Source organism: Paracidovorax anthurii, from assembly GCF_003269065.1.
GTDB lineage: Bacteria > Pseudomonadota > Gammaproteobacteria > Burkholderiales > Burkholderiaceae_C > Paracidovorax > Paracidovorax anthurii.
The window spans coordinates 1-22,787 of record NZ_QLTA01000051.1; the positions used below are offsets into that span (position 1 = coordinate 1).

Here is a 22,787-nt window from a genome sequence, read left to right on the forward strand (position 1 = left end):
GACAGCTTCGTGCCCCTGGCCAAGCTGGAATCGGAGTGGAAGGGCGAGAAAACCAGGGATTCAGAGCCAAAACCCCTCCATGTCGCCGAGACTGCTGGAGAGTTTGCTACGGAAGATGTAGCAGAACAAAAGCCCAAGGACTTCACCACCTACTACTACCACTGCGACCAGATCGGCGCGCCGCAGGAGTTGACCGACGAGGCTGGCCGCATCGCCTGGGCAGCCAGCCACAAGGTTTGGGAAGAAACACAGGTACTACACGGGCGATGCGACGGTCTTCACGCTGGCAGAACAGCCAATCGCGCTCGCTGTACCGGGCGACGTCGAGGCCCTCCCTCTAGGCTTCCAGGGGCAACACCTCGACGGAAAGCCGGCCCGTGCGCACCGGAATCAGCATCGATGCCACGGGAGAGGTCCACGATGCGCTGGGCAGCAAGGCGCTTCTGCAAGCCATGAAAAACCGACATGGCGAATTACCGCATCGCTCTCACTGGCATCCATACAATCTATCGGGATGCGACAGATATTACAAATCACTTCGCCTGGATTCATGAAACGCCCGAGAATCATTCCATACCCCACCCCATGGGCTGGCACTCATGATAATCAGAACCCCATTCCCAGAAATAATATCCAAATACCTTGATTCATTCCCAACCATATATTCCATGGTTTTTTTTCCGAGTCACCTGCATTCCACAGCACCGCCCATTGATTGCCCCATGGCGCCACAAGAGGAATCAATCCGTATGAAGCGTCTTATCGCCATCAGCCTTTTTATGTGGTGTGCCCTGAGCGCCACCGCCGGCATGCCGGAGCCCGCTGCGCTCGATGCCAGGCGTTGCGACAGCCGGCTTGAAAGCACCATGGTGTGCTACCGGGATGCGGTTGAACGGCAGCCCCTGGTCTACGAGCAGACAGGTACCGCGACGATAGCGGGCGTCGAGCGCCGCAGTTACCGGATGACGTCCCAGAACTGGTCCCCGGAGCAGCTCGTGACGCCAGCGGCATGGCAGCACACCGTCGCCATCTACGTGCCGGAGAATCCCCTGCCTCGGCGAGCGCTGTTGATTTCGACCAATGGAACACGCCTGCCCCTGGACGGCCCCGCGTTGCCCGACAGTGAGTTGTCGCCCGAAAGCGTGGCGGCGATTGCGTCGCGCACCCGCACGGTGGTCATCGTCCTGAACGACATTCCCAATCAGTACCTCACGTACACCGATGATGGAAAGGCGCGCCGCGAGGATGACAGCGTGGCCCATACATGGGCCCTTTTCCTGCAGTCGCCCGGCCGGCGCGAGGCATTGCCCTTGCATGTCCCGATGGCGGCCGCGCTCTCGCGCGCCATGACGCTGGCCGAACGCGAGCTGGCGTCGCTGAATATCCACCGCTTCATTCTCGCCGGAGCCTCCAAGCGGGGTTGGGCGAGTTGGCACGCACTGGTTGCCGACCCGCGCGTGGATGCGGTGGTGCCTTTCGTCATCGATATCCTGGACATGCAGAACGTGCTGGCGCACATCTATCGCACATACGGCCAGAATTGGCCGAGGGCACTGAATGCCTACTATGGCGAAGGCGTCCTGGAGAAAATCGAGACCCCGGAATTCTCGATGCTTGCACAGATTCAGGATCCGCTGAATCAGCTCGGCACGTCCCGGCACGAACGCCTCCAGGTGCCGAAATACATCGTCAATGCCAGCGGTGACGATTTCTTCGTTCCAGACGGCTCCCACTTCTATTACGGGAAACTTCCGGGCATCAAGTCCCTGCGCATGGTGCCGAACTCCTCGCACTACGATATCCGTTCCGTGGCCGGCGATTCCCTCATTACCTTCGTGAATCGCCTGCAGGGCGGCCAGGCATTGCCTGAAATGCACGATTGGCTGCGCAACGAGAACGGGCACACCAGTATCAGGCTCTGGTCTTCCGAGCGGCCTTCGCGCGTTCTGCTGTGGAGTGCGACGAATCCGGTCGCGCGCGATTTCCGGTATGCCTGCGGCATCCGATATTCCTCGATGCCGGTTCCGTTGGGCGATTCCTCGGTGATGCAGGTCGCGGTGCAGGTGCCGACGGTTGGCTGGACCGCCTATTTTGTCGAGGCGACCTACGCGGATGGCTATGTCGCCACCAGCCAGGCCTACGTGCTGGGCGAGCAGGGCTATCCCAGCCATGCCCCTCCCGGGGATCAGGCGCGTTGCACCACGCTCGCGGGCAGGGGACTGGGGCACTGAAGACCCACGCCCCGGTCTTCAACCACTGAGGGACACGGGCCGGGCCGGCACGCAGGCAGTCGAGCAGTCGGGCGCGCCGCTCGCCTCCTCACCCGCCCCGGTTCCGCATCCAGTCCGCCGTCCCCATGAAGCTCTCCCGCAGCCGCGCCCGCAGCGCTTCAGGCACGGCGGTTTCGCCCATCGCCTGGTCCATGCAGGCCACCCACTGGTCGCGCTCCTTGATGCCGATCGAGAAGGGCATGTGGCGCATGCGCAGGCGCGGGTGGCCGAAGCGCTCGATGTAGTGGTCGGGGCCGCCGAGCCAGCCGCAAAGGAACCAGAAGAGCTTGTCGCGCGCCTCCTCCAGGGTGGTGCCGTGGGCGGCGCGCAGTTCCGTATAGGCGGGCTCCAGATCCATGAGGTCGTAGAAGCGGTCCACCAGCGCGCGCACGGCGGGCTCGCCGCCGATCCACGCGAAGGCAGTGGTGGCCTCGGGGGGCGTCTGTTCAGAAGTCATGGAGGGAGAGGAAATAGGTTCTGGGTGCCCCCGCAGGGCGCACCCGGTTCTTGGAAAAAAGCAGGCGGCCGGGAATCATCCCCGCGCACGGCAAGGCCTTGCGCGGGGCGGCGCAGGCCCTGCCCGGCCACCATCACTCCGCCGACCGGCGCAGCGTCTCCACCACGGGGCGGCGCAGCACCTCGCGCAGGCCCCACCAGCCGGCGGCCAGGGCCAGCACGGCGCCCGCGAGGGCGCCGGCCAGGGGCACCCAGGGCGTGGCCGTCCACTGGAAGTCGAAGACGTAGCGGGCCAGGGCCCAGCCCACGGCAACCGCCACGACGCTGGCCAGGAAACCCGCGAGCAGGCCGATGCCCGCCAGCTCGGCGCGCTGCACCTGCCGCAGCAGGCTGGCGCGGGCCCCCACGGCGCGCATGATGGCGAATTCGCGCGCGCGCTCCTCGCGCGTGGCGGTGACGGCCGCGAAGAGCACGACGAGGCCGGCCGCGAGCGTGAAGCCGAAGAGGAACTCAACGGCGCGGATCACCTGCCCCAGCACGCGCTGCACCTGGGCCAGGGTGGCGCCCATGTCCACGTTGGTGATGTTGGGGAAGGCGCGCACGAGGGCGTTGTCGAAGCCTGGCGCATCGGGCGCCCGGTAGGCCGCCAGGTAGGTGACGGGCAGCTCGGGCGGCATCTGCGCGGTGGTGTACATGACGAAGAAGTTGGCGCGCAGCGAGCTCCAGTCCACCTTGCGCAGGCTGGTGACGCGCGCCTCGCTCATGACGCCGCCGATGTCGAAGCGCAGCATGTCGCCCAGCTTCAGGCCCAGGGTTTCGGCGATGCCGTCCTCCACGCTGATCTCGCCGGCGGCGCCTTCGGTCCAGCGGCCGGCCACGAAGGTGTTGTGGCCCGGCGCCTGCGCGGCGTTGGAGAGGTTGAATTCGCGGTCCACGAGGCGCCGGGCGCGGTCGTCGGCGTAGTCCTGCGGGCCCACTTCGCGGCCGTTGATGGCCACGAGCCGGCCGCGGATCATGGGGAACCAGTCGTAGCGCTGCACGCCCGCATCGCGCAGCGCACCCTGGAAGGCGCTCGCCTGGTCGGGCATGACGTTGATGACGAAGCGGTTGGGTGCATCGGCCGGGGTAGCGCGCTGCCAGCTCTCGATAAGGTCGGTGCGCAGCAGCACGAGCAGCACCAGGGCCAGCAGGCCCACGGCAAGGCTGCTGACCTGCACCACGGCATAGACGGGCCGTGCGGAGATCTGCCGCGTGGCCAGCACCAGCCAGCGCGGCGCGGTGGCTTCGTTGACGCTGGCGCGCAGCACCTTCACGGCCAGCCAGCTCAGCAGCGCGAAGAGCGCCACGGCGCCCGCGAAGCCGCCCACGGCGATCAGACCCAGCTTGCGGTCGCTGCTCACGGCCAGCAGCAGCGCGGCGAAGCCCGCGATGCCCACGCCCAGCACGGCCAGCGACGCCGGCTTGAGCGCGCCCAGGTCGCGGCGGATCACGCGCAGCGGCGGCACCTGGGCCAATTGCAGCACCGGCGGCAGGCCGAAGGCGCACATCAGCGTGAGGCCCATGCCGAAGCCGAAGGCCACGGGCCACAGGCTGGGCGCGGGCAGGGTCGATTCCACGAGGCCCGCGAGCAACAGCACGAAGACGTGGTGCACCGCGTAGCCCAGGGCCACGCCCACCGCGCTGGCGAACAGGCCGACGAGCGTGAACTCCACCACGTAGCCACCGGCGATGCCGCGCTGGCTCTGGCCCAGCACGCGCAGCAGGGCGGCGGCGTCGAGGTGGTCGTTGGCGAAGCCGCGCGCGGCCAGGGCCACCGCCACGGCCGAGAGCAGCGCGGCCAGCAAGGCCACGAGGCTGAGGAATTTCTGGGCGCGGTCGAGCGTCTGGCGCATCTCGGGCCGGCCGCTGTCGAGCGATTCCACGCGCACGCCGTGGATGCCGGGCTCCTCGGCCGCGCGGGCGGCCCAGGCGGCGAATTCCTTGACGGCGGGCGGCTCGCCGGCCACGGCGAAGCGGTAGGTGAGGCGGCTGGCGGGCTGCACGAGGCCGGTGGCGGGCAGGTCCTGCGCGTTGACCATGGCGCGCGGCGCGAAGCTCATGAAGCCGCCGCCCCGGTCGGGCTCGATGGCGATGGTGCGCGCGATGCGCAGCTGCGCGTCGCCCAGCAGCAGCGCATCGCCCAGCTTCAGCCCCAGAGCCTCCAGCAGCGGCGGGTCCACCCAGACGTCGCCGCGCGCCGGGATGTCGCGCGTGGGGGCGGCAGGCCCCGGGCCATCGGCGGTCTGCAGGCTGCCGCGCAGCGGGTAGCCCGGCTCCACGCTTTTCAGGGCCACCAGGCGGCTGGCCCCGCCCTGCGCGTCGCTCGCGCGGCCCATGGTGGGAAAGCCCAGCGTGGTCACGCCGCGCAGGCCCAGGGCGCGGGCCTTGTCCGCGAAGGGCGCGGGTGTGGGCTGGTCGCTGGCGATCACCACGTCGCCGCCCAGCAGTTGCAGCGCGTCGCGCTCCAGGCCGCCCTGCAGGCGGTCGGCAAAGAAGCCCACGGAAGTGAGGGCCGCGACGGCCAGCGCCACGGCGACGATGAGCAGGCGCAGCCCGCCCGCGCGCAGGTCGCGCCAGAGGGTGCGCCAGCCCAGTTGGAAGAAGGTCGGCATCATGGGCGGCTACCTTAGCGCAAAAGCCCCGCCCCTCCGGCGGCGCGGGGCACCGGGCGAATGCCGCCCCGCCCCAGCCTGCCTAGCGTGCTACTGCGCCGCCGGTATAGAGCACGGCGCGCGGGGGCCGGCACAGCCCCCAGAGCACGATGCCCGCCTGCACCGCGAGATCCACGGCCAGCGAGGTCGGCGCGGAGACGGTGGCCAGCAGGGGGATGTCCATGCGCGCGCACTTGCGCACCAGCTCGTAGCTGGCGCGGCTCGACATCACCACGAAGCCGCCCTCGCCCAGGCGCCCCTGCGCGGCCAGGCGGCCGATGAGCTTGTCGAGCGCGTTGTGGCGGCCCACATCCTCCAGCAGGTCGGTAAGCTCGCCCTCCGGGGTGGCCCAGGCCGCGGCATGCAGCGCGCCGGCGGCCGCGTTGAACACCTGCAGCGGGGGCATGGCGGCCACGGCGCGCGACACCCCTGCCGCCGGCAGCGCCGCCACCCAGGGCCGCTGCGTGACGCGCTCGGGCACGAGGTCAAGTGCCTGCAGGCTGTCGATACCGCACAGCCCGCAGCCGGTGCGGCCGGCAAGCGCCCGGCGCCGCTCCTTCAGGCGCGCGAAGCAGCGCGGGGCGATGTCCAGGCGCACCTCGCAGGCCGCTTCCCAGCCGGCCTCCGCGCCGCCGCGGGCCAGCACCTCGATGTCGCGGCAGTCCGCGGGGGTATCGATCAGGCCCTCGCTGAGCGCGAAGCCCAGGGCGAATTCGTGCAGGTCGGAGGGCGTGGCCATCATCACCGCGTGGGAGAGGCCGTTGAACACCAGGGCCACGGGCACCTCGGCGGCCACGGCATCGTCCTGCCAGGGCGGCGGCTGCGGGCCCGTGGAGGCCGGCGCGCCGGCGGGCGCCATGTGCCGCTGCACCGCGCGCGCCACCACGGGGCCGGGCAGCGCGGCCTCCCCGCTCCCACCTTCGTCCTCACCGGGCATGAGGCAGGCAGCGGCCGGCCCGGGAGCGGCCTCCTCAGGGCCTGCACCGGATGCCGCCAGGGACCGGCCGGCATCAGTGAGCCAGGCCAGCCAGCGGTCGCCGTCCTGCGCCACGCGCACCCAGCCGGGGCCCGCCTGCCCGCCCACCACGGCATCGCTCAGCAGGTGCAGGCGCCGCAGCACCACGCTGCCGGACAGCCCGAGCCGCTTGGCGAGCCGGGGCATGGACACGCCCTGCGGCGCGTCCCACTCCGCCAGGGCCGAAAGCAGCGCGGCGGTGAGGTCGTCGTCGGTATCCGCCACGGCGCCGGTCAGACCACGGCCGGCGCGACCACGGGCACCTCCGGCACCTCTGGCACCTCCTGCGCCTGGGCGGCCTCGGGCACGGCGGCGCTCGGCACCAGCACCACGGGGATGGACTTGGATGTGGGCGTGCCCGCGTTCAGCGCCACGGAAGAGAGCGGCACCAGCGGGTTGGTCTCGGGGTAGTAAGCAGCGAGGTTGCCGCGCGGGATGTCGTAGGCCACCAGCTTGAAGCGGTCGGCGCGGCGCTCCTGGCCGTCGCTCCACACGGTCTTGATGTCCACCCAGTCGCCGTCCTTCAGGGCCAGCGCGCGGATGTCCTCGGGGTGGATGAAGACCACGCGGCGCTGGCCGTAGACGCCCCGGTAGCGGTCGTCGTGGCCGTAGATGGTGGTGTTGTACTGGTCGTGCGAGCGCGTGGTGAGCAGGGTGAAGACCACCGCGTCGCGGGTGCGGGCGCGCGCCTGGTGCACGGGGGTGTCCTGCGGCACCGGGTGTGCGAAGAAGCCGGCCTTGCGCGTGGCGGTGTTCCACACGCGCTCGCTCGCCGTGTTGCGCAACCGGAAGCCCCCCGGCACGGCAACGCGCTGGTTGAAGTCCTTGAAGTCCACGAACACCTGCTCGATCTTGTCGCGGATGCGCGCATAGTCTTCGATGAGCCAGAGCCAGGGCGTCCTGCTGCGCGCGCCGATCGTGGCCGCCGCGAGCCGCGCGACGATGGCGGGCTCGGAGAGCAGGTGCTCGGAGGCCGGCGGGTTGATGCCCATCGAGATGTGCACCATGCTCATCGAATCCTCCACCGTCACGCCCTGCGAGCCGGTGGCCTGCACGTCGATCTCGGTGCGGCCCAGGCAGGGCAGGATCAGCGCCTCGCGGCCGTGCACGATGTGGCTGCGGTTGAGCTTGGTGGTCACGTGCACCGTGAGGTCGCAGCGGGCCAGCGCTTTCCAGGTCTCGTAGGTGTCGGGCGTGGCGGCCGCGAAGTTGCCGCCCAGCGCGAAGAACACGCGCCCCTTGCCGTCCAGCATGGCGCGGATGGCCTCCACCGTGTCCACGCCCGGCGCGCGCGGCGGCTCGAAGCCGAACACCTCCTGCAGGCGGTCGAGCAGCGCGGCGGGCGGCTTCTCCCAGATGCCCATGGTGCGGTCGCCCTGCACATTGCTGTGGCCGCGCACGGGGCACGGGCCCGCGCCCGGGCGGCCGATGTTGCCGCGCAGCATGAGCCAGTTCACGATCATCTGGATGGTGGCCACTGAATGCATGTGCTGGGTGATGCCCATGCCCCAGCAGGCGATCACGCGCTTGGCCTGCCGGTACACCTCGGCGGCGGCCCGGATCTGCGCCTCGGCCAGGCCCGACTCCTGCTCGATCAGGCTCCACGATTCGGCACGGATGTCGGCCAGCAGCGCGTCGATGCCGGTGGTGTGCTCCGCGATGAAGGCATGGTCGAGCACGCCGCCCTCGCGGTCCTCGATCTCCACCAGGTGCTTCATCATGCCCTTGACCACGGCCATGTCCCCGCCCACGCGCAACTGGAAATAGTGCGTGCTGATGGGCGTGGAGCCCAGGGTGGCCATCTCCATCTTGCTCTGCGGGTCGGCGAAGCGCTCCAGGCCGCGCTCGCGCAGCGGGTTGAAGCTCACGATCTGCGCGCCGCGCTTGTGGGCCGCGCGCAGCTCGCCCAGCATGCGCGGGTGGTTGGTGCCGGGGTTCTGGCCGAAGATGAAGATCGCGTCGGCCTCCTCGAAGTCCTGCAGCGTCACCGTGCCCTTGCCCACGCCGATCTGCGGGCGCATGGCGCTGCCGCTGGGCTCGTGGCACATGTTGGAGCAGTCGGGGAAATTGTTCGTGCCGTACTCGCGCACGAAGAGCTGGTAGAGGAAGGCCGCCTCGTTGCTGGCGCGGCCGGAGGTGTAGAAGATCGCCTGGTTGGGATCGGGCAGCGCGTTCAGGTGGCGGGCGATGATCTGGAAGGCATCGTCCCAGGCGATGGGCACGTAGTGGTCGCTGGCCGCGTCGTAGACCATGGGGTGCGTGAGCCGGCCCTGGTCCTCCAGCCAGAAGTCGCTCTGCGCGGCCAGCTCGGCCACGGTGTGGCGGGCGAACAGCTCGGGGCCGGCGCGGCGCGCGGTGGCCTCGGCGGCCACGGCCTTGGCGCCGTTCTCGCAGAACTCGAAGGTGGAGGCATGGTTGCGGTCGGGCCAGGCACAGCCCGGACAGTCGAAACCGTCGGGCTGGTTGGCCGAGAGCAGCGTCTTGGCGCCCTTGATCGGGATGTCCTGATGCTTGAGCGTCTTGCCGACGGAGCGCAGCGCGCCCCAGCCGCCGGCGGGGCCCTTGTAGAACTCGATTTTCTGTTCGCTCATCGTGGTCTCCTTGGACGAAAGCATGGCGGGCGCGCATGCCGCGCCACGCCGGCGCACGGGGCCCGAAGGCTACGCCGTTGCATTGGCCCTTGCGGGCACCGGGGTTATGGCGGGGCGCGATGCGGGCATGGCGGCGGTCCGGGCGGGGGGTGTCGGTTTCCTGTGCCGCGGGCTATGCGGCGGTCTTGAATTTCGCGGTCGCATCGGCAAGGCCTGCGGCCTGCTCGCGCATGCGCAGCGCCGCCGCGGCGGCCTCTTCCACCAGCGCGGCGTTCTGCTGCGTCATCTGCTCGATGCGGCCCACGCTCTGGTGGATACCTTCGATGCCGCTGCTCTGCTGGCCGCTGGCGGTGGCGATGCCCGCGATGAGGTGGGTGACCTCGGCGATCGATCCCGAGATCCCCTGCATGGAGGCCCGCGCGTTCTCGACCAGCCCGCCGCCGGCGTCCACCCGCTCGACGGAGGCCGCGATCAGGGTGCGGATCTCGCGCGCCGCGCCCGAGGAGCGCTGCGCCAGCGCCCGCACCTCCGACGCCACGACCGCGAAGCCGCGCCCCTGCTCGCCCGCGCGCGCGGCCTCCACGGCCGCGTTGAGCGCCAGGATGTTGGTCTGGAACGCGATGCTGTCGATGATGCCGATGATGTCGCGGATGCGGTGGGCATCCTCGCGGATTCCGGTCATGGTGGAGACCACGCGCTCCACCGCCTCGCTGCTGCGCTCCGACGCGCCGGACACGGTACCCATGAGCTGGTTGACCTGCCGGGCGTGTTCGGCGTTCTGCGCCACGGTGGCCGTGAGCTGCTCCAGGGCCGATGCGGCGGCGTTCACCTCGCCCGCCTGTTGTTCGGTGCGCGTGGCCAGGTCGCCATTGCCCTCGGCGATCTCGCGCGTCGCCACGCGCAGCCCTTCGGCGCCCTGGCGCACCTGGGTCACCAGCCCCGTGAGGCCGACGCCGATGCCGTTCACGGCCTGCAGCATCTGCCCCACCTCGTCGCGCCGGGCCACGTGCATCTGGGTGGTCAGGTCGCCCGCGGCGATGCGCTGGGCCGCGGCACAGCCCTCGGCCACCGGCGCGGTGATGCCGCGCCACGCCAGCCCGTAGACCAGCGCCGCCACCAGCGGCGGCAGCGCGACGGACACCGCCAGCCAGGCGGCGGGCAGCGGCGGCAGGAGCCACCATGCGACGGCGCCCAGGGCGTATTGCGCCGCCACCACGGACAGCGCCAGCCGGGCCGCCGCGCCCAGCGCCGGCATGCCGCTCACGTCCAGCCCCACGTAGAGCACGCCCACCACCTGCCCGCCGGCATCGCGCACGGGGTCGTAGCGCGTCATGTTCTGGCGGCCGAACACCGTGGCATAGCCGGCATAGGCACGGCCCGCCACGAGGGCGCGGTAGGCGGGGTGGGAGCGGTCGAGCTGCGTGCCGATGGCGCGCTCGCCGTCCTGCTTGCGCACCGACGTGGCGACGCGCACGAAGTCCTGGCCCTGGCGCGCGAACACCGTGGCGCGCACGCCGGTCTGCTCGGTGAAGCGGTCGATGGGGCCGAAGTCGCCGTTGAGCACCCGGCCGCCGCAGCGGAGCCGGGGCGGCTGGCCGCCGGCCTCGGCCGGCTCCAGGCTGAAGGCTCCCGCGTGCTCGTCGGCAAAGCGCCGGGCCGCCGCATCGATGCGCCGGGTCAGGGAGCCGGGCAGCATGGCCATGCGGGGCGGGCTCAATGGAAGAACTTGGCCGCGCTCACCAGGGTCTTGTAGATGCCCCAGGCGAGCGGAATGCCCACGGCCGCCCATGCGAACGCCACGAGCGCGGGGCTGGTCGTGCCGCCACCGCCGCTGCCCGAACCAACCTCGGCCGCCGCAGCCTTCTCGTGCGCGAGCTTCTTCTCGTGCGCCAGTTCCTCGTCGCTCATGAACCATTTGTCCGCGAGCGGACGCACGAGCAGGTTGGCGATGAGGCCGATGACCAGCATGCCCACCAGGATGTACATGGTCTGGTTGTAGACCTGCTCGCGCGGGATGCCGAGGCCGAGCTGGTACTCGCGCATGTAGTTCACCACCACCGGGCCCAGGATGCCGGCCGTGGCCCAGGCCGTGAGCAGGCGGCCATGGATGGCGCCCACGAACTGCGTGCCGAACAGGTCGGCCAGGTAGGCCGGCACCGTGGCGAAGCCGCCGCCGTACATCGACAGGATGATGCAGAACGCGCCCACGAACAGCAGCTTGCTGCCGGCGCTGGCCGAGCTGGGAATGCTCGCGTAGAGCAGGCCGCCCAGCACGAAGAACGCCACGTAGGTCATCTTGCGGCCGAGCTTGTCGGAGAGGCTGGCCCAGAAGAAGCGGCCGCCGATGTTGAAGAGCGAGAGCAGCGCCGTGAAGCCGCCGGCCACCGCGGCGATGGCCGCGAGCTGGGTCTTGTCGAGTTCGCCGAACTTGGCCGGCACGCCGATCAGCGAGCCGCCGAACACTTCCTGCAGCATGGGCGAGGCCATGCCGATCACGCCGATGCCCGCGCTCACGTTCATGCACAGCACGATCCACACGAGCCAGAACTGCGGGATGCCCCAGACGCGCTTCACGTGCACGTGGCGCTGCGTGATCATCGCGTTGGCGCTGGGCGGCGGCGGCGTCCAGCCTTCCGGCTTCCAGCCCGTGGCGGGCACGCGGTAGCCCAGGGCGCCGGCCATCATGAACACGAAGTAGATGAGCGCCATGACCACGAAGGTCTGCATCACGCCCACGTCGGTCGGCGTGGAGAAGGTCTTCATCAGGTCCACGGCCAGCGGCGAGCCGATCATCGCGCCGCCGCCGAAGCCCATGATGGCCATGCCGGTCGCCATGCCGCGCCGGTCGGGAAACCATTTGATGAGGGTGGACACCGGCGAGATGTAGCCCAGGCCCAGCCCGATGCCGCCGATCACGCCCGAGCCCAGGATCATGAGCCAGAACTGGTGCAGGTAGATGCCCAGGGCCGACAGCAGCATGCCGCCGCACCAGCACACCGCGGAGACCACACCGGCCTTGCGCGGGCCGGCGCGCTCCAGCCAGCCGCCCCAGATGGCGGCCGAGCAGCCCAGGAAGACGAAGAACAGGGTGTACATCCACCCCAGCGTGGCCACGCGCCAGTCGCAGCCCGAGGCGAACAGCTCGGCGAAAAAGCTCATGTCCTTGGCGCACGCGGCGCCCGTGCCCGCCGTGCCCAGGGCCTTGGACAGGGGCAGCCAGAAGACCGAGAACCCGTAGGCCATGCCGATGCAGAGATGGATGGCCAGCGCCGCCGGCGGCACCAGCCACCGATTGAAGCCCGGCCCCGCGATGATGCGCTCCTTGTCCAGAAATCCTGGTTGTGTAACCGCCATGCCCGCTCCTTGTTGTATTCGGTATCGCTACCCATGAAATGCCGGGCCGCACCGGCCCGGACATTGCCGAGTGTCAGCGTAGCTGCTGATACACGTCAATACACCTGGAATCGTTACGTGATTGGATTTATCAACCGTGGACAGCGCGCCACGCACCGCCCGGAAACCCGGCCCGAAAGGCGAGCCCGCCGCGACCCGGATTACGGCCGCAGCGGGCTCGCTCTATGCGCTCAGGTGTCCTTGCTCACGGAGATCGTGGGGAAGCGGGCCGAGAAGTCGCGGGCCTGCTGCGCCACCTTCACCGCCACGTCGCGCGCGACCTGCCGGTAGATGCGCGCCACCTCGCCCCCGGGGTCGGCCACCACGGTGGGCGCTCCGCTGTCGGCCTGCAGGCGGATCTGCAAATCCAGCGGCAGGGCCCCCAGGTAGTCCATGCCGTATTCGGCCGCCATGCGGCGCCCGCCGCCCTCGCCGAAGATGTGCTCCACATGGCCGCACTGGCTGCACACGTGAGCCGCCATGTTCTCCACGATGCCCAGGATGGGCACGCCCACCTTCTCGAACATCTTGATGCCCTTGCGGGCGTCGAGCAGCGCGATGTCCTGCGGCGTGGTGACGATCAACGCGCCGGTGATGGGCACGCGCTGCGAGAGGGTGAGCTGGATGTCGCCCGTGCCCGGGGGCATGTCCACGACGAGGTAGTCCAGGTCCTGCCAGTTCGTCTGGCGCAGCAGCTGCTCCAGCGCCTGCGTGGCCATGGGGCCGCGCCAGATCATGGCCTGGTCGGACTCCACGAGGAAGCCGATGGACATCACCTGCACGCCATGGTTGCGCAGGGGCTCCATGGTCTTGCCGTCGGTGCTCTCGGGCTTGCCCTCGATGCCCAGCATCATCGGCTGGCTGGGGCCGTAGATGTCGGCGTCCAGCACGCCCACGCGCGCGCCCTCGGCCGCCAGGGCCAGGGCCAGGTTGGCGGCCGTGGTGCTCTTGCCCACGCCGCCCTTGCCCGAGGCGACGGCGATGATGTTCTTCACCTGGGGCAGCAACTGCACGCCGCGCTGCACCGCATGCGCCACCACCTTGGTGGCGATGCGCACCGAGACGCTCTCCACGCCCGCCACCGTGCGCGCCGCGGCCTCCAGTTCGCGGGCCAGCGCCGGCTCCAGGCTGCGGGCGGGGTAGCCCAGCTCCACGCCGAAGGACACGCTGCCGCCTTCGATGCGCAGGTCCCGCACCGCGCGCGCGGCCACGAAATCCTTGCCGGTGTGCGGATCGCGTACGCTCGCGAGCGCCGCGAGGAGCGCCTGTTCTGTCACTGCCATCTTGGTAAATCTCCTTGGGGGCGGGTAGTCTATTCCCTGATCCGCGTCCCCGAAGTCCGCAGGACAATGCCGGGGCCGGGGCCGTGGATGGCGCATCCGCGCGGCGGCATGGCTTCGCACCGATTCCCGTTCCCCCCTGTTCCCGCACCGCCCGAAGGACCGTTCCCCGTGAAATTGAAGATGGCCCCCAATTCGCTGTTCGCCGTGCTGCTGCGCTCGCCGTGGTGGGTCAGCTTTCTCGTGGCGGGGGCGATCGCGCTGGTCTGCGGCGCGCTGCTGCCGCCGCACATCGCGCCGTACGCCGCCGTGGGGGCGGCGCCGATCTTCCTCGTGGGGTGCATGGCCGCGTGGCGGCAGTGGCGGGCCCCCGGCGCCACGCGCCTGCAGGCCGCGCTGGACGAGGCCGCCCGCCTGCCCTGGCGCAGCCTGGCCGACTGGCTGGAGCGCGCGTGGCAGGCCGAGGGCCAGGCCGTGCAGCGCCTCGCGGGCGGCCCGGCGGACTTCCGCATCGAGAAGGGCGGCCGCGCCGCGCTGGTCAGCGCCCGCCGCTGCAAGGCCGGCACCCATGGCGTGGAGCCGCTGCGCGAGCTGCACGCCGCGGCGCAGGCGCAGGAGGGCGCCACGGGCGTCTATGTGGTGCTCCAGGGCTCGGTGAGCGATGCCGCGCGCGACTTCGCGCGCGACCACGGCCTGGCCATCATGCAGGCGCCCGACCTGGCCGCCCTGCTGCTGAAAGCCCCCGCCGAGGCGCCCGCGCCCGCGGGGCATGCCGCCCGGCGCTGAAAAGGAACGCCCACCGCCATGCCACACCGCACCCCCGCCACGCCGCCGCGCACGGCCGGCCTCGTGCTCACCGGCGGCGGTGCCCGCGCGGCCTACCAGGTGGGCGTGCTGGAGGCCATCTCCGACCTGCGCAAGGCCTGCGGCGCGGGCCGCGACCCCAATCCGTTTCCCATCATCACCGGCACCTCGGCGGGCGCCATCAATGCGGCGGCGCTGGCCTGCGGCGCGGACCATTTCGACCGCGCCGTGCGCCGCATCACCCACGTGTGGCACGACTTCCATGCCCACCAGGTCTACCGCGCCGATTCGCTGAGCGTGATGCGCAGCAGCGCGCGCTGGCTCACGCTGCTCTCGCTGGGCTGGGCCGTCGCGCGCTGGCGCCGCGTGCGCCCGCGATCGCTGCTGGACAACGCGCCGCTGACGGATCTGCTGGAGCAGCTCGTGCCGCTCTCGCGGCTGCCGCGCCTCATCCGGCAGGGGCACCTGCAGGCGCTGGCCGTCACCGCATCGAGCTACAGCTCGGGCGAGCACCTCACCTTCTTCGAGGCCGACGAAGCGCTGCAGCCCTGGCAGCGGCAGCAGCGCAAGGCCGCGCGCGGGCGCATCACGCACGCGCACCTGCTCGCGTCCTCGGCGATCCCCTTCGTGTTCCCGGCCACGGCCCTGGAGCTGGGCGGGCGCACGGAGTTCTTCGGCGACGGCTCCATGCGCCAGTCCGCTCCCATCGCGCCCGCCATCCACCTGGGGGCCGAGCGCGTGCTGGTGGTGGGCGCGGGCCGCATGCACGAGCCCGCCCACGAGGCCGCCGCCGAGCCCCCGCCCGCATACCCGTCGCTCGCGCAGATCGCCGGGCACGCGCTCTCCAACATCTTCCTGGACGCGCTCGCCGTGGACGTGGAGCGCGCCCAGCGCATCAACCAGACGCTCTCGCTGATCCCGCCCGAGGCGCGCGCCCTCAGCCCGCTGCGCCCGCTGGAGCTGCTGGTGATCGCGCCCTCGCAGCGGCTGGACGCCGTGGCCGCGCGCCACGTGGGCGACCTGCCCGCGCCGATCCGCACGCTGCTGGGCGCGCTCGGGGTCACGACCAATGCCCGCGACGTGCGCGGCGCAGCCCTGGCGAGCTACCTGCTCTTCGAGCCCGGCTACACGCGCGAGCTGATGGCGCTGGGCCGCGCCGACGCGCTCGCGCGCCGCGCCGAGATCTGCCGCTTCTTCGGCTGGCGCGATGCCGGCCAGCCGCTGCGCGCGCCGGCGGGCTGACCCGGGCGCCCCCGAACCGCGCCGGCCCCGGGCGGCGCAGGACTCGCCCTAAAATCGCCGGCTTCGCCCCGCGCCCCCGGCGCGGGCGCACCGCCGCCCCGAAAGACGCACACGATGCCCGCACGCAAGATCTTCGTCACCACCGCCCTGCCCTACGCCAACGGCAACTTCCACATCGGCCACATCATGGAATACATCCAGGCCGACATCTGGGTGCGGTACCAGCGCATGCAGGGCGCCGAGGTGAACTTCGTGGGTGCCGACGACACGCACGGCGCGCCGATCATGATCGCGGCCGAGAAGGCCGGCAAGACGCCGCAGCAGTTCGTGGCCGACATCGCCGCCGGCCGCAAGCCCTACCTGGAGGGCTTCCACATCCGCTTCGACAACTGGCACAGCACCGACGCGCCCGAGAACCACGAGCTCGCGCGGCAGATCTACCGCGACCTGCAGGCCGCGGGCCTCATCGAGACGCGCACCATCGAGCAGTTCTTCGACCCCGAGAAGAACATGTTCCTGCCCGACCGCTTCATCAAGGGCGGGTGCCCGCGCTGCCACGCCAAGGACCAGTACGGCGACAACTGCGAGAACTGCGGCGCCGTGTACGCGCCCACCGACCTGACCGAGCCCTACTCGGCCCTCTCGGGCGCCAAGCCGGTGCTGAAAAGCTCCGACCATTTCTTCTTCCGGCTCTCCGACCCGCGCTGCGTGGCCTTCCTGCAGGCGTGGACGCAGGACGGCCGGCTGCAGCCCGAGGTGGCCAACAAGGTCAAGGAATGGTTCTCGGTGCGCACCAACCCCGACGGCACCACCAGCGAGGGCCTGGGCGACTGGGACATCAGCCGCGACGCGCCCTACTTCGGCATCGAGATCCCCGACGCGCCGGGCAAGTACTTCTACGTGTGGCTCGACGCGCCCGTGGGCTACCTCGCCTCGCTCAAGAACCTGCTGGAAAAGCGCGGAGAGAGCTACGAGGCCTACCTCGCCGACCCGCGGCTGGAGCAATACCACTTCATCGGCAAGGACATCGTCACCTTCCACACGCTGTTCTGGCCCGCGATGCTGAAGTTCAGCGGCCGCAAGACGCCCGACGCGGTCTTCGTGCATGGCTTCCTCACCGTGAACAACGGCGAGAAGATGAGCAAGAGCCGCGGCACCGGCCTCGACCCGCTCAAGTACCTGGGCCTGGGCATGAACGCCGAGTGGCTGCGCTACTACCTCGCGGCCAAGCTCAACGGCCGCAACGAGGACATCGACTTCAACGCCGAGGACTTCATGGCGCGGGTCAACAGCGACCTGATCGGCAAGTTCGTGAACATCGCGAGCCGCGCGGCGGGCTTCCTGACCAAGCGCTTCGGCGGCCGGCTGGGCACGCCGGACGCGGAGGGCGCCGCGCTGCTGGAAGCGCTGCGCGCGCAGGCCGGCGCCATCGCCGAGGCCTACGACAAGCGCGACACGGCCCGCGCCGTGCGCGAGACCATGCTGCTGGCCGACCGCGTGAACGAATACGTGGACGCGCGCAAGCCCTGGGAGCTCGCCAAACAGGAAGGCCAGGAGGCCGCGCTGCAGGCCGCCTGCACCACCTGCATCGAGGCCTTCCGCCTGCTCGCGCTCTACCTCAAGCCGGTGCTGCCCGCGCTGGCCTCGCAGGTGGAGGCGTTCCTGAACGTCGCGCCGCTGGCCTTCTCCGATGCCGCCGCCCTGCTGGGCGAGGGCCACGCGATCGGCGCCTACCAGCACCTGATGCAGCGCGTGGACGCCAAGCAGCTCGAAGCGCTTTTCGAGCCGCCAGTCGCCGCCGAACCTGCGAAGAATGCTCCTGAAACCATAGCACCGGGCGGCGAGGAGATCGCGCCCGCCATCACCATCGACGACTTCGCCAGGATCGACCTGCGCATCGCCCAGATCGTGCAGTGCGAGGCCGTGGAGGGCTCCACCAAGCTGCTGCGCCTTACCCTGGACGTGGGCGAGGGCCGCACGCGCAACGTGTTCTCGGGCATCGCGAGCGCCTACCGGCCCGAGGAGCTCGTGGGCAAGCTCACAGTGATGGTGGCCAACCTCGCGCCGCGCAAGATGAAGTTCGGCGTCTCCGAGGGCATGGTGCTGGCCGCGAGCCACGGCGACGAGAAGGCGCAGCCCGGCATCTACGTGCTGAACCCCTGGCCCGGCGCCACGCCGGGCATGCGCGTGCGCTGAGGCCGGCCATGTTCCGCGCGGCACGCACGCTGTGGGTTGCCTTGGCGGCGGCAGCCGCCATGCCCTGGCTCGCGGGCTGCACGGTGGTGACCGTGGCCACCACCGCCGTGAGCGTCACCGCGAGCGCCGTGGGCGTGGCGGCGGACGTGGCCGTGGGCACGGCCAAGGTGGTGGGCAAAGGCGTGGGCATGGCCGCCGACGCCATTGCGGGCGGCGATGCGGACGACGCCAGCGGCATCCGCATCCGCGAGTCCATCCGCCCGGCCGGTCAGCCGCCCACGTAGCGCCCCGGCCGGTGGCTGACCCACAAAAACACCCCCATCACCACCGCCGCCAGCACCGAGTACGCCACGCGCTGCGGCGGCACGATGAAGAGCGCCAGCAGCAGCACCGTGCAGTCGATCGCCAGTTGCGCCTTGCCGGCCCGGATGCCATGGCGGTTCTGCAGATAGAGCGCCACGACGGTGGCGCCGCCCAGGCTGGAGCGGTGCCGCGCGAGGAAGAGGCCGCCCGTGCCCAGCAGCAGCCCGCCCAGCACCGCGGCGAAGACCGGGTTCAGGTAGTCCACGTGCATCACGTGGGGAAACATTTCGGTGAGCACCGACAGCAGCGCCACGCTCAGGAAGGTCTTGACCGTGAACTCGCGCCCCATCCGCGTCCAGGCGAACCAGTAGAAGGGCAGGTTCACGACGAAGAACAGCTTGCCGAAGGAAACATCCGTCAGGTAGTGCAGCAGGAAGGCCACGCCCGCCGTGCCGCCGATGAGCAGGCCCGCCTGCCCCAGCAGCATGAGCGCCATGGCCACGAACAGCGTGCCGGCGAAGAGCGCCTGCGCGTCTTCGTAGCGGCCGTGGCGCAGCGACGGCACGGGCACGGGAATGGGGTCGGGAGGCGATTCGGGCATGGCGCGGCGGGCGGGAGAGCCAAAGGGATGGCAGGCGGGCATGCAATCGGCGGGCCAGCCCGCACCGCGGATCACTTGCCGTCGCGCTGCTCGAAGGCGCTGCCGCTGCGCAGCACGTGGCCCTGGCCGTCGAAGGTCACGGTGAACACCATGGGCTGGTTGCCGCCGTCGTTCCAGCGCCAGTCCCAGGCCGTCTCGCCCAGGCGCTCGAAGGCCATCGCCTTCGCGGGCTTGCCCAGGCGCCGGCGCACCTCCTCCATGGGCATGCCGGGCACGATCTTCTCGAACTGGTGCGGCGCCAGCACCTGGCGCAGCGCGCTCATGCGGCCATCGGGGCCGATGGTGATCATGTAGTTCTGGTGGCCGGCGGGCTGGCGGTTGTATTCGAACGTGCGCGCGCCGCCGGGCTCGTCCCACACGCGCTCGGGCTCGCCGAAGCGCGCGCGCGCGTCGGCCTCGGTGGAGACGCCCTCCTCCAGCTCGCGGATGCGCTGCGGATCGCAGCCCGCGAGCGCCCAGAGGCCGGCGGCGGCCCCGGCGGCCCACAGGAGCCGGCGCCGGCCGGGTGCCGGCACGGCGGCGGGATCGGTGCGATGGCGGAAGGTCAGCGGCATGGAATGGCGGCGCCCTGGGCGCGAAAAGGGTGGCGGTGGGCGGGCGCGCCGGGACGGCAGCGCCCAAGGCCGCAATGTAGCGCGGGCGCCCCCGGTAAAATCGCCGGCTGTCTTCCGAGAACCCCCCACGACCATGTCCTTCTTCCGCCGCCCCGACTACCAGTCCGACGCCACGCAGTTCCTCCAGCAGCTCAAGTCCCAGAAGCCCGAGCTCCCCGCCCAGCAGGTGGCCGGCCGCGCGCTGCTGTGGGACAAGCAGGTGGACCGCGACATCTGGCAGGAATACGACGAGGGCCGCGTGGCCCAGAAACCCTACGTCTACCAGACCCAGGGCTGAGATTTCAGGCAAAACAGGCGGTATGTCGGCGAAAACGCTGCATACATTGCTATCAAAATAGAAGCATCGCATGAGCGCCGACGCCGTGGAGGCCCTGCCGACCGCCGCTGACGCCGCCCCGCCGGGCGCCGCGCCCGCCAGCGATGCCGTGGCGCGGCTCTACGGCGAGCCGCTCTTCGCGCTGCCGCAGGACCTCTACATCCCGCCCGATGCGCTGGAGGTGTTCCTGGAGGCCTTCGAGGGCCCGCTGGATCTGCTGCTCTACCTCATCCGCAAGCAGAACTTCAACATCCTCGACATCCCCATGCTGGACATGACGCGCCAGTACCTGGGCTACGTGGACGAGATCCGCAGCCGCAACCTGGAGCTGGCAGCCGAATACCTGCTCATGGCGGCCATGCTCATCGAGATCAAGTCGCGCATGCTGCTGCCGCCCAAGAAGCAGGAAGGCGCCCAGGAGGCGGAAGACCCGCGCGCCGAACTGGTGCGCCGCCTGCTCGAATACGAACAGATCAAGCTCGGCGCCGCGCGCCTGGCGAGCGTGCCGCAGCATGGTCGCGACTTCCTGCGCGCGCAGGTGCACATCGAGCAGAGCCTGGTGCAGCGCTTTCCCGACGTGTACGTGGCCGACCTGCAGGAGGCCTGGCGCGACATCATGAAGCGCGCCAAACTCGTGCAGCACCACCGCATCACGCGCGAGGAGCTGAGCGTGCGCGAATACATGAGCGCCGTGCTCAAGACCCTGCAGGGCCGCCGCTTCGTGGAGTTCGAGGAACTCTTCGACCCCGCCAAGGGCTCCACCGTGCTGGTGGTGACCTTCATCGCCCTGCTGGAGCTGGGCAAGGAAACCCTGATCGAGATCACGCAGGCCGAGGCCTTCGCGCCCATCTACGTGCGCCTGGCCTATACGCCGGCGTGACTCCGCCCCCGCCCGACCGCCCGGCGGGCGGGGGCCCCACCCGCCTCAACCACCGAACCGCATGGCCTCCTTCGATTTCGACGTCCTCATCATCGGCAGCGGCCTCGCGGGCCTCTCGGCCGCGCTGCACCTCGCGCCCGCGCACCGCGTGGCCGTGCTCACCAAGCGCTCGCTGCACGACGGCGCGAGCGGCTGGGCGCAGGGCGGCATCGCCGCCGTGCTGGCCGAGGGCGACACGTTCGACGCGCACGTGCAGGACACCCTGGTGGCCGGCGCCGGCCTGTGCGACCTGGCCGCCACGCGCGCCGTGGTGGAGGGCGCGCCGCAGGCCATCCGCTGGCTGCAGGAGCTGGGCGTGCCGTTCTCGCAGGAAGACGGCCACCTGCACCTCACGCGCGAGGGCGGCCACGGCGCGCGCCGCATCGTGCACGCCACCGACGCCACCGGCGCCGCCGTGCAGCGCACGCTGCTGGAACGCGTGCGCGCCACCCCCGGCATCACGCTGCTGGAGCACCACACGCTGGTGGACCTGATCACCGCGCGCAAGCTGGGCCTGCCCGGCCCGCAGCGCTGCCTGGGCTTCTATGCGTTCGACGAAGCCGGCGACACGGTGCACACCTTCCGCGCGCCGCACACCGTGCTGGCCACGGGCGGCGCGGGCAAGGTGTACCTCTACACCAGCAACCCCGACACGGCCACGGGCGACGGCATCGCCGCCGCGTGGCGCGCGGGCTGCCGCGTGCAGAACATGGAGTTCATCCAGTTCCACCCCACCTGCCTCTACCACCCGCAGGCCAAGTCCTTCCTGATCAGCGAGGCGGTGCGCGGCGAGGGCGGCCGCCTGCTGCGCCCGGACGGCACGCGCTTCATGCCCGCGCACGACGCGCGCGCCGAGCTCGCTCCGCGCGACGTGGTGGCCCGCGCCATCGACTTCGAGATGAAGACCCACGGCCTGGACTGCGTGCACCTGGACATCTCGCACCAGAGCCCCGAATTCCTGCGCGCGCACTTCCCCAACATCCTCGCGCGCTGCGCGGAGCTGGGCATCGACATCACGCGCCAGCCCATCCCCGTGGTGCCGGCCGCGCACTACACCTGCGGCGGCGTGCTCACCGACCTGGCCGGGCGCACCGACCTCGCCGGCCTCTACGCCATCGGCGAGACCGCCTGCACCGGCCTGCACGGCGCCAACCGGCTGGCCAGCAATTCGCTGGTGGAATGCATGGTGTTCGCGCGCGCGGCGGCCGAGGCCATCCGCGCCGCGCACCCCGCGCCGGCCCCAGCCCCCGCCCTGCCCGCCTGGGACGACAGCCGCGTGACCGATGCCGACGAGCGCGTGGTCATCTCGCACAACTGGGACGAGCTGCGCCGCTTCATGTGGGACTACGTGGGCATCGTGCGCACCGACAAGCGCCTGGAGCGCGCCGCGCACCGCATCGCGCTGCTGCAGGCCGAGATCGCCGAGTTCTACGCCAACTTCCACGTCTGCCGCGACCTGCTGGAGCTGCGCAACCTCGTGCAGGTGGCCGAACTGATCGTGCGCTCGGCCCAGCAGCGCCGCGAGAGCCGCGGCCTGCACACCAGCCGCGACTGGCCTGAGATGGCCGCGCCCGCCGCGCCCACGCTGCTGGTGCCGCCCGCGCGCTGAACCGCCGGCCCCTTCCCCTTTTTTGCAACTCCCGCCTCCGCGACCATGTTCCGCACCCTGCTGAAATCCAAGATCCACCGCGCCGCCGCCACGCACTGCGAGCTGCACTACGAAGGCTCGTGCGCCATCGACGAAGACCTGCTGGACGCCGCCGGCATCGCCGAGAACGAGCAGGTGCACATCTGGAACATCAACAACGGCGAGCGCTTCGTCACCTACGCCATCAAGGGCGAGCGCGGCAGCGGCATCGTCTCGGTGAACGGCTCGGCCGCGCGCCGCGCGAGCGTGGGCGACCTGCTCATCATCGCGGCCTTCGCGCTGGTGCCCGAGGCCGATGTGGCAGGGCACCGCCCGCGCCTCGTCTTCGTGGACGAGGCCAACCGCCAGGTGGCGCTGCGCGCGCACGTTCCCACCCAGAAGGCCTGAGC

General features: G+C 70.7%; 19 protein-coding genes. 10 read left to right on the top strand and 9 right to left on the bottom strand.

Annotated elements, in window-relative coordinates; genetic code table 11:
• Positions 1-9 precede the first annotated feature (9 nt).
• Together AX018_RS19640 and AX018_RS19645 are read left to right on the top strand one after the other, a co-directional pair.
• Positions 10-456, top strand: coding sequence for an RHS domain-containing protein (locus AX018_RS19640; RefSeq protein ID WP_245951719.1), 447 nt, complete (start codon positions 10-12; stop codon positions 454-456).
• Positions 457-749: 293 nt separating this feature from the next.
• On the top strand, positions 750-2,231 hold the full coding sequence (locus AX018_RS19645) for a PhoPQ-activated pathogenicity-related family protein (protein ID WP_111880884.1): 1,482 nt from the start codon (positions 750-752) through the stop codon (positions 2,229-2,231).
• An 88-nt stretch (positions 2,232-2,319) separates the two neighbouring features.
• Here AX018_RS19645 and AX018_RS19650 read toward each other — a convergent pair whose 3' ends face one another.
• From AX018_RS19650 to apbC, 7 genes are all read right to left on the bottom strand, one after another.
• Positions 2,320-2,727 (bottom strand): group II truncated hemoglobin, encoded by a 408-nt coding sequence (locus tag AX018_RS19650; protein ID WP_111880813.1) that lies wholly within the window; start codon positions 2,725-2,727, stop codon positions 2,320-2,322.
• 133 nt (positions 2,728-2,860) lie between these two features.
• Positions 2,861-5,377: an ABC transporter permease gene (locus AX018_RS19655; protein ID WP_415842023.1), complete on the bottom strand. Its 2,517-nt coding sequence runs from the start codon at positions 5,375-5,377 to the stop codon at positions 2,861-2,863.
• Between the two features lie 82 nt (positions 5,378-5,459).
• Positions 5,460-6,275 carry a formate dehydrogenase accessory sulfurtransferase FdhD gene (fdhD, locus tag AX018_RS26040; protein ID WP_211322487.1) on the bottom strand — a complete coding sequence of 272 codons (816 nt, stop codon included), beginning with the start codon at positions 6,273-6,275 and terminating at the stop codon, positions 5,460-5,462.
• A gap of 389 nt (positions 6,276-6,664) precedes the next feature.
• Complete coding sequence (locus tag AX018_RS19665; RefSeq protein ID WP_245951716.1) at positions 6,665-9,022, bottom strand: FdhF/YdeP family oxidoreductase; 2,358 nt, start codon at positions 9,020-9,022, stop codon at positions 6,665-6,667.
• A 172-nt stretch (positions 9,023-9,194) separates the two neighbouring features.
• The gene (locus AX018_RS19670; RefSeq protein ID WP_111880889.1) at positions 9,195-10,718 is read right to left on the bottom strand and encodes a methyl-accepting chemotaxis protein; all 1,524 of its coding nucleotides are present in this window, start codon (positions 10,716-10,718) and stop codon (positions 9,195-9,197) included.
• Between the two features lie 17 nt (positions 10,719-10,735).
• Positions 10,736-12,376, bottom strand: coding sequence for an OFA family MFS transporter (locus AX018_RS19675; protein WP_111880821.1), 1,641 nt, complete (start codon positions 12,374-12,376; stop codon positions 10,736-10,738).
• 230 nt (positions 12,377-12,606) lie between these two features.
• Positions 12,607-13,698: an iron-sulfur cluster carrier protein ApbC gene (gene apbC, locus AX018_RS19680; protein ID WP_111880823.1), complete on the bottom strand. Its 1,092-nt coding sequence runs from the start codon at positions 13,696-13,698 to the stop codon at positions 12,607-12,609.
• 180 nt (positions 13,699-13,878) lie between these two features.
• Between apbC and AX018_RS19685 the strand changes: the two genes are divergently transcribed.
• The 4 genes from AX018_RS19685 (at position 13,879) to AX018_RS19700 (ending at position 18,221) form a co-directional block, all read left to right on the top strand.
• Complete coding sequence (locus AX018_RS19685; RefSeq protein ID WP_111880826.1) at positions 13,879-14,481, top strand: restriction endonuclease; 603 nt, start codon at positions 13,879-13,881, stop codon at positions 14,479-14,481.
• Between the two features lie 18 nt (positions 14,482-14,499).
• Positions 14,500-15,741: a patatin-like phospholipase family protein gene (locus tag AX018_RS19690; RefSeq protein ID WP_111880828.1), complete on the top strand. Its 1,242-nt coding sequence runs from the start codon at positions 14,500-14,502 to the stop codon at positions 15,739-15,741.
• 114 nt (positions 15,742-15,855) lie between these two features.
• Entirely contained in the window at positions 15,856-17,937 is a 2,082-nt protein-coding gene (gene metG, locus AX018_RS19695) for a methionine--tRNA ligase (RefSeq protein ID WP_111880830.1), read from the top strand.
• An 8-nt stretch (positions 17,938-17,945) separates the two neighbouring features.
• Positions 17,946-18,221: a hypothetical protein gene (locus tag AX018_RS19700; protein WP_111880833.1), complete on the top strand. Its 276-nt coding sequence runs from the start codon at positions 17,946-17,948 to the stop codon at positions 18,219-18,221.
• Here AX018_RS19700 and AX018_RS19705 read toward each other — a convergent pair.
• Both AX018_RS19705 and AX018_RS19710 read right to left on the bottom strand, forming a co-directional pair.
• Complete coding sequence (locus AX018_RS19705; protein WP_111880835.1) at positions 18,206-18,841, bottom strand: YitT family protein; 636 nt, start codon at positions 18,839-18,841, stop codon at positions 18,206-18,208. The two genes, AX018_RS19700 and AX018_RS19705, sit on opposite strands and share 16 nt — an antisense overlap.
• Before the next feature lie 71 nt (positions 18,842-18,912).
• A complete protein-coding gene (locus AX018_RS19710; protein ID WP_245951718.1) occupies positions 18,913-19,455 on the bottom strand; it encodes an outer membrane protein assembly factor BamE in 543 nt (180 codons plus the stop codon).
• A gap of 133 nt (positions 19,456-19,588) precedes the next feature.
• Between AX018_RS19710 and AX018_RS19715 the strand changes: the two genes are divergently transcribed.
• The 4 genes from AX018_RS19715 (at position 19,589) to panD (ending at position 22,785) form a co-directional block, all read left to right on the top strand.
• Positions 19,589-19,792 carry a DUF3460 family protein gene (locus tag AX018_RS19715; protein ID WP_111880837.1) on the top strand — a complete coding sequence of 68 codons (204 nt, stop codon included), beginning with the start codon at positions 19,589-19,591 and terminating at the stop codon, positions 19,790-19,792.
• 70 nt (positions 19,793-19,862) lie between these two features.
• Positions 19,863-20,711: a segregation and condensation protein A gene (locus AX018_RS19720; RefSeq protein WP_111880840.1), complete on the top strand. Its 849-nt coding sequence runs from the start codon at positions 19,863-19,865 to the stop codon at positions 20,709-20,711.
• Positions 20,712-20,772: 61 nt separating this feature from the next.
• The gene (gene nadB / locus AX018_RS19725) at positions 20,773-22,359 is read left to right on the top strand and encodes an L-aspartate oxidase (protein ID WP_111880842.1); all 1,587 of its coding nucleotides are present in this window, start codon (positions 20,773-20,775) and stop codon (positions 22,357-22,359) included.
• 45 nt (positions 22,360-22,404) lie between these two features.
• Positions 22,405-22,785 (top strand): aspartate 1-decarboxylase, encoded by a 381-nt coding sequence (gene panD, locus AX018_RS19730; RefSeq protein WP_111880845.1) that lies wholly within the window; start codon positions 22,405-22,407, stop codon positions 22,783-22,785.
• Positions 22,786-22,787 lie beyond the last annotated feature (2 nt).

Excerpts from the sequence above, each read along its gene's own strand:
- AX018_RS19650 (WP_111880813.1), bottom strand. The coding sequence starts at position 2,727 with ATGACTTCTGAACAGACGCCCCCCGAGGCCACCACTGCCTTCGCGTGG.
- AX018_RS19705 (WP_111880835.1), bottom strand. The coding sequence starts at position 18,841 with ATGCCCGAATCGCCTCCCGACCCCATTCCCGTGCCCGTGCCGTCGCTG.
- AX018_RS19710 (WP_245951718.1), bottom strand. The coding sequence starts at position 19,455 with ATGCCGCTGACCTTCCGCCATCGCACCGATCCCGCCGCCGTGCCGGCA.
- AX018_RS19700 (WP_111880833.1), top strand. The coding sequence starts at position 17,946 with ATGTTCCGCGCGGCACGCACGCTGTGGGTTGCCTTGGCGGCGGCAGCC.
- nadB (WP_111880842.1), top strand. The coding sequence starts at position 20,773 with ATGGCCTCCTTCGATTTCGACGTCCTCATCATCGGCAGCGGCCTCGCG.
- AX018_RS19715 (WP_111880837.1), top strand. The coding sequence starts at position 19,589 with ATGTCCTTCTTCCGCCGCCCCGACTACCAGTCCGACGCCACGCAGTTC.
- AX018_RS19720 (WP_111880840.1), top strand. The coding sequence starts at position 19,863 with ATGAGCGCCGACGCCGTGGAGGCCCTGCCGACCGCCGCTGACGCCGCC.
- AX018_RS19685 (WP_111880826.1), top strand. The coding sequence starts at position 13,879 with ATGGCCCCCAATTCGCTGTTCGCCGTGCTGCTGCGCTCGCCGTGGTGG.
- AX018_RS19645 (WP_111880884.1), top strand. The coding sequence starts at position 750 with ATGAAGCGTCTTATCGCCATCAGCCTTTTTATGTGGTGTGCCCTGAGC.
- metG (WP_111880830.1), top strand. The coding sequence starts at position 15,856 with ATGCCCGCACGCAAGATCTTCGTCACCACCGCCCTGCCCTACGCCAAC.
- AX018_RS19655 (WP_415842023.1), bottom strand. The coding sequence starts at position 5,377 with ATGCCGACCTTCTTCCAACTGGGCTGGCGCACCCTCTGGCGCGACCTG.
- fdhD (WP_211322487.1), bottom strand. The coding sequence starts at position 6,275 with ATGGCGCCCGCCGGCGCGCCGGCCTCCACGGGCCCGCAGCCGCCGCCC.
- AX018_RS19690 (WP_111880828.1), top strand. The coding sequence starts at position 14,500 with ATGCCACACCGCACCCCCGCCACGCCGCCGCGCACGGCCGGCCTCGTG.
- AX018_RS19665 (WP_245951716.1), bottom strand. The coding sequence starts at position 9,022 with ATGAGCGAACAGAAAATCGAGTTCTACAAGGGCCCCGCCGGCGGCTGG.
- panD (WP_111880845.1), top strand. The coding sequence starts at position 22,405 with ATGTTCCGCACCCTGCTGAAATCCAAGATCCACCGCGCCGCCGCCACG.
- apbC (WP_111880823.1), bottom strand. The coding sequence starts at position 13,698 with ATGGCAGTGACAGAACAGGCGCTCCTCGCGGCGCTCGCGAGCGTACGC.
- AX018_RS19670 (WP_111880889.1), bottom strand. The coding sequence starts at position 10,718 with ATGCTGCCCGGCTCCCTGACCCGGCGCATCGATGCGGCGGCCCGGCGC.
- AX018_RS19675 (WP_111880821.1), bottom strand. The coding sequence starts at position 12,376 with ATGGCGGTTACACAACCAGGATTTCTGGACAAGGAGCGCATCATCGCG.